Source organism: Microcoleus sp. PH2017_05_CCC_O_A, assembly GCF_020738785.1.
Lineage (GTDB): Bacteria > Cyanobacteriota > Cyanobacteriia > Cyanobacteriales > Microcoleaceae > Microcoleus.
Genome location: NZ_JAEQCB010000080.1, coordinates 79,753 through 85,752 on the forward strand (window position 1 = coordinate 79,753; position 6,000 = coordinate 85,752).

The 6,000-nt window shown below is 49.5% G+C and carries 3 protein-coding genes; all 3 read right to left on the reverse strand.

Annotated features, from left to right (window positions below):
- Nucleotides 1–862: 862 nt before the first annotated feature.
- From JGK20_RS19665 to JGK20_RS19675, 3 genes are read right to left on the reverse strand one after another with little or no spacing between them, the layout of a single operon-like run.
- Nucleotides 863–4,261, reverse strand: coding sequence for a Calx-beta domain-containing protein (locus JGK20_RS19665; protein WP_293231835.1), 3,399 nt, complete (start codon nt 4,259–4,261; stop codon nt 863–865).
- On the reverse strand, nt 4,242–4,532 hold the full coding sequence (locus JGK20_RS19670; protein ID WP_293231837.1) for a Calx-beta domain-containing protein: 291 nt from the start codon (nt 4,530–4,532) through the stop codon (nt 4,242–4,244). Before JGK20_RS19670 ends, JGK20_RS19665 begins: the two co-directional genes overlap by 20 nt.
- Nucleotides 4,529–5,572 (reverse strand): Calx-beta domain-containing protein, encoded by a 1,044-nt coding sequence (locus JGK20_RS19675; RefSeq protein ID WP_293231839.1) that lies wholly within the window; start codon nt 5,570–5,572, stop codon nt 4,529–4,531. The genes JGK20_RS19670 and JGK20_RS19675 overlap by 4 nt, the downstream gene beginning before the upstream one ends.
- Nucleotides 5,573–6,000 lie beyond the last annotated feature (428 nt).

Here is a 6,000-nt window from a genome sequence, read left to right on the forward strand (position 1 = left end):
GTAGTTGCGCTTCAGCGCTCTTGGCCTCTACGGTACGTAGTTGAGTTAGGATCGCAAATTAAATAACTTACAATTTTAATTATTATTGTGGGATGGGCGTCCCGCCCGTCTTTCCGGGACGGGCGGGACGCCCATCCCACTTTCAAGAGTGGAAGTTATTTAATTGTGATTCCTTAGCTAGAGGGTTCGCATCCCAACTACATACCGTAGAGGTACGTAGTTGCGCTTCAGCGCTCCTGGCATTTAAGGTACGTAGTTGCGCTTCAGCGCTCCTGGCATTTAAGGTACGTAGTTGCGCTTTAGCGCTCTTGGCATTTAAGGTACGTAGTTGCGCTTTAGCGCTCTTGGCATTTAAGGTACGTAGTTGAGTTAGCTAGAGAGCTCGCATCCCAACTACATACCGTAGAGGCACATAATTGGGCTTGGGCCCTCTTTTGATTAAAACCCACTAACGCAAATTGCTATTGATACTCCCCAGCCCGCTCCGGGACGGGGATTCTTGAAGAGTCCAGATACGAACTTTCAAGGGCGAAATCAAAGCGCCCCTACCCGCTCAGCTTAAATAAATCCAAGCTTTGCGTATACTTTTAGCTTTCTATGCTTTCGGAGTCCATCACTAATGCCAAAGATACGGTACGCTCAACAACCTGCCATTATTTGCCCTTTAACTGTTCCGAATCGAAGTCGGATATGTCCGTTGCCTGGATTTCTCAGAACTAGGATGTCTCAACACGTAGATGGTTATTCTTACTTACTGTTCCATTGTATCACAAATACTGAAGGCGGTTGAAACCGCCACCGACTTATCCCCGTGTCGGTAGCCCGGGGCCGGGCGGGCTCGTCCTTCGGTCAAAAGAGCTACTTAGGCAAATTGGTTGTTCAACGCAACGAAACCAGGATTAAGCTTCGAGTCTGTGAGTGAATTCAACCAGCTATCGGCGACACCGAAGTTGGAGACTGAGTTGGAATTAATCCCGACATTAGAGGCTCCGATTCCGCCACCCAGTAGCTCGTCGGCGATAGATTTGTTCACCAAATCTGCTCTTCCCTGCGCCGGAACCCCAGACAAGCTGGAAGTCTTTCGCAGGCCACCGTCGAGTAGCTCGTCGTTGGTCAAAGTGAGACTACTTGCCATTCTATTCCCAAATTCTGAGTCATTATCGACGATCGTCAGAACGGCGCTACTTTGGGTTCCAATCGTGGCGCCTGTCGGGTTAACCAAACTTAAATTGACAGTTTCGTCAAGCGGAACGAAAAAGCCATCCGGGAAAAGGTCATCGATAATGGGAATAGTGATGGTTTTGGGTGTTGAATCCCGATTGGCAAAATTGACAGCGATCAAACCATTGCTGTAATCAGCAGGGGCTGTAGCAGTACCATCGGTCAAGTTGACAAAAGCTGAGACTGCACCGAGATCGCTGCCAGTGCGAGTGACTGTCACTGCTGCAACGGGCGTTCCATCTTCGTTGACACTGAAGAAAGGGGCACTAAATTGCAGGGTGCTGTCATTGTCTACGATCGTCGTAATGGCGGTGCTTTGCCCTCCAATCGTCGCATTTCCTGTCGGGTTAACCAAACTTAAATTGATAGTTTCGTTTGGCTCCACCAAAGTGTCGTTGACAATGGGAAGATTGACGATCTTGGGTGTAGAATCCCCAGCGGCAAAATTGACAGCGATCGGAGTATTGGCGTAGTCACCAGGGGCGATCGCAGTTCTATTAGTGAGGTTCACAGTAGCTGAAACTGCGTCAACACTACTACCAGTGCGAGTGACTGTCACGGCTGCGATCGGTACGCCATCTTCTCTGATCCTGAAGGTAGGGGCGCTAAATTGCAGGGTGCTGTCATTGTCAATGATGTCGAAAGTGGCGGTACTTTGGGTGCCAATCGAGGCATTGCCTGTCGGGCTGCCCAAAGTTAAGGTGAGATTTTCGGTAGGCTCTACCAAGGTGTCGTTGACAATGGGAATGCTGACTGTTTTGGGTATGGTGTCCCCAGCGCCAAAATTGACCAAGATCGGAGTATTGGCGTAGTCAGCAGGGGCTGTAGCAGTTCCATCTGCCAAACTGACGGTGGCTGAGACTGCACCGGTACTAACACCAGTGCGAGTAACTGTCACGACTGCAACGGGTGTTCCATCTTCATTGGTGCTAAAGGTAGGGGAACTAAATTGCAGGCTGCTGTCATTCTCTGCGATGTCCAAAATGGCGGTACCTTGGGTGCCAATGGTGGCATTGCCTGTCGGGCTAACCAAACTTAAATTGATTGTTTCGTTACCCTCCACCAAAAGGTCGTTGACGATCGGAATATCGATCGTCTTGGGTGTGTTGTCCCCATCAGCAAAATTGACAAGGATCGGAGTACCGGTGTAGTCAGCAGGGGTTGTAGCAGTACCATCAGCCAAGTTGACGCTGGCTGAGACTGCACCAATATTACTGCCAGTGCGAGTGACTGTCACGGCTGCGATCGGTACGCCATCTTCTCTAACCCTGAAGGTAGGATCGCTAAATTGTAGGGTGCTGTCATTGTCTAAGATGTTCAAAGTGGCGGTACTTTGGTTGCCAATAGTGGCATTGCCTGTCGGGCCAACCAAACTTAAATTGACTGTTTCGGTAGGCTCTAGCAAGGTGTCGTTGGCGATCGGAATATTGACCGTTTTGGGTGTAGAATCCCCATCGGCAAAATTGACAGGAATCGGAGTACCGGTGTAATCATCAGGGGCGATCGCAGTACCGTTGGTCAAATTCACGTTGGCTGAGACTGCACCAGCACTACTGCCATTACGAATGACTGTGACGGCTGCAACGGGCGTTCCATCTTCGTTGACGCCAAAGGTAGGGGAACTAAATTGCAGGCTGCTGTCATTGTCTACGATGTTGACAGTGGCTGTGCTTTGGGTGCCAATGGTGGTATTGCCTGTCGGGCTACCCAAAGTTAAACGGACAGTTTCGTTACCTTCTACCAGAGTGTCATTGACGATCGGAATATTGACCGTTTTGGGTGTGTTGTCCCCGGCGGCAAAATTGACAGCGATCGGAGTATTGGCGTAGTCACCAGGGGCGATCGCAGTACCATCGGCCAAGCTGACGGTGGCTGACACAGCACCAGCACTACTGCCAGTGCGAGTTACTGTTACGGTTGTGATGGGGGTTCCATCTTCGTTGACACTGAAGCTGGAGCCACTGAATTGCAGGCTGCTGTCATTGTCTAGGATGTTCAAACTGGCGGTACCTTGCGTTCCAATTGTCGCACCGCCTGTCGGGTTAACCAAACTTAAGTTGACTGTTTCGGTACCCTCTACCAAGGTGTCGTTGACGATCGGAATATTGATCGTCTTGGGTGCAGAATCGCCAGCACCAAAATTGACCAGGATGGGACTATTGTTGTAATCAGCAGGGGCTGTAGCACTACCATTGGCTAGGTTCACAGTAGCTGAAACTGCTGCGGTATTGCTACCAGTGCGAGTGACTGTCACGGCTGCGCTTGTTGTCCCATCTTCGTTGACACTAAAGGTAGGAGCACTAAATTGCAGAGTGTTCGCAGGGGCAGTGTCATTGTCTATGATGTTGAAAGTGGCTGTACTTTGCGTCCCGATTGTGGCATTGCCTGTCGGGCTACCCAAAGTTAAGCGGATATTTTCGGTACCCTCTACCAAAGTGTCGTTGACGATCGGAATATTGACGACTTTGGATGTGGAGTCGCCAGCGGCAAAATTCACCAGGATCGGAGTATTGCCGTAGTCACCAGGGGCTGTAGCAGTACCATCGGCCAAGCTGACAGTGGCTGAGACTGCACCAGAGGCTACACCTGTGCGAGTGACTGTCACTGCTGCAATGGCCGTCCCATCTTCGTTGGCGCTGAAGACAGGAGCACTAAATTGCAGGCTGCTGTCATTGTCTGCGATGTCCAAACGGGCGGTACCTTGCGTTCCAATCGTCGCACCACCTGTCGGGTTAACCAAACTTAAATTGACTGTTTCGGTAGCTTCGAGCAAAGTATCGTTGACGATCGGAATATTGATCGTCTTGGGTGCAGAATCGCCAGCGGCAAAATTGACCAGGATGGGAGCATTGTTGTAGTCAGCAGGGGCTGTAGCAGTACCATTGGCCAAGTTGAGGCTGGCTGAAACTGCTGCGGTACTGCTACCAGTGCGAGTGACTGTCACGGCTGCGATCGGTACGCCATCTTCTCTAACCCTGAAGGTAGGAGCACTAAATTGCAGAGTGCTCGCAGGGGCAGTGTCATTGTCTACGATGCTCAAAGTCGCAGTACCTTGTGTCCCAATCGTTAATAGTCTTGGGTGCTGTGTCCCCAGCGGCAAAATTGACAGGGATGCCAGCATTGTTGTAGTCAGCAGGGGCTGTAGCAGTACCATTAGTCAAATTCACAGTAGCTGAGACTGCGGCGGTACTGCTGCCAGTACGAGTGACGGTTACGGCTGCAACGGCCGTGCCATTTTCGTTGACACTAAAGGTAGGAGCACTAAATTGCAGAGTGCTCGCAGGGGCAGTGTCATTGTCTACGATGCTCAAAGTGGCAGTGCCTTGCGTCCCAATCGTTGCACCACCTCTGTTTCGGTACCTTCCACCAAGGTGTCATCGACAATGGGAATGGTAATAGTCTTGGGTGCTGTGTCCCCAGCGGCAAAATTGACAGGGATGGCAGCATTGTTGTAATCACCAGGCGCTGTTGCAGTTCCATTGGTCAAGTTCACAGTAGCTGAAACTGCGCCCTCGCTACCACCCGTGCGCGTCACGGTTACGGCTGCAACCGCTGTCCCGTTTTCGTTGACGCTGAAGGTTGGGGCACTAAACTGAAGGCTAGGCTGATTTGCCGTGCCTTGATAGTCAATCTTCCGCACCAGGTAGTCGGAACTATCGTCTTTGAAAGAGGTGGCGGTGTAGGCAGCGGTGGGGCTATCGTAGGGTTTGGCGGAGAACCGCAGTTCGTCAAAAGCAGTGTTGGTGAGAGGCTTGGCTTCTATCTTGAATTGGAAACTGCCATCGGTGCGATCGCCAGTGAAAGTCACTCCATCTGCACCCGCAGTAATCGCTTTTGGAGCGATCGGAGCGTTGAGACGAGTGATCGTAAAATTGCTGGCCGGTACCAGAGTCCCATTATTAAAGATTTGTAGCAAACCAACTTCATTACCTTGATCGCCAACTCCTGGGCTAGTTTTGGGACCCAAGGTGCTAAGGTCGATCGTGGCGCTAGTGATATTTTGGTTATCTGCCCATTTCAGCTTCAGCGCCTGAGATTGATTTGTGTTGGGATTATAGTTGATTTCCGCTCTAATTTTAGTGGTGTCGGTGAACCAACCATCATAGGAAGATGGGACACCAATACCAGGGCTACTGCCATAACTCAACCAGCTTTTAGGATTTTCATTAGTTGGTAAGGTGAGATTGGCGATCGCTTGAGGATTAAGGTAATCAGTTTCCACGCCATCAAAAGCTATCCCAGACAGTTTGATACCTTGATTCTGGGCAGCAGTCGGCCATTTTGTAATTAGGTCATTGACGCTGGTGAAATTAGTGGGTTGACCCAAAGAACCATTCAATGGAGTAGGCATAGCTTCTGTTTTGATAGTAATTAACGATTAAAAGTGACTGAAAACCAGAGAGTTTGGCTTTCTTTATAGTTATCGGTCACGATATGAAGTGTTTCATCGTCAATTACTGCGATCCGGATAAATTTCCGATAAATTTTTCAGCAATGCAAATAGCGGGTTTTCCACATACGTAGAGGAGAGTTTAAATAATTGTCAAGATACGTGAATTTACGTATAATAATTATCAAAATATGTGAAGGTGTAGTTGGACGGCAGCGGTGTTCTCTCTGGACTCTGAAGGTGAATACCGTTGGATTAAAGTTTTTTATCATTGCGAGGAACAAATTATTTGTAGGGTGCGTCAAAGTAAAGATCGTATCCAAAAAATATCGAAAATCTCACAGCTACGCACACCCGCGACAATATTTGAGCCAACAAACCCAAAAATT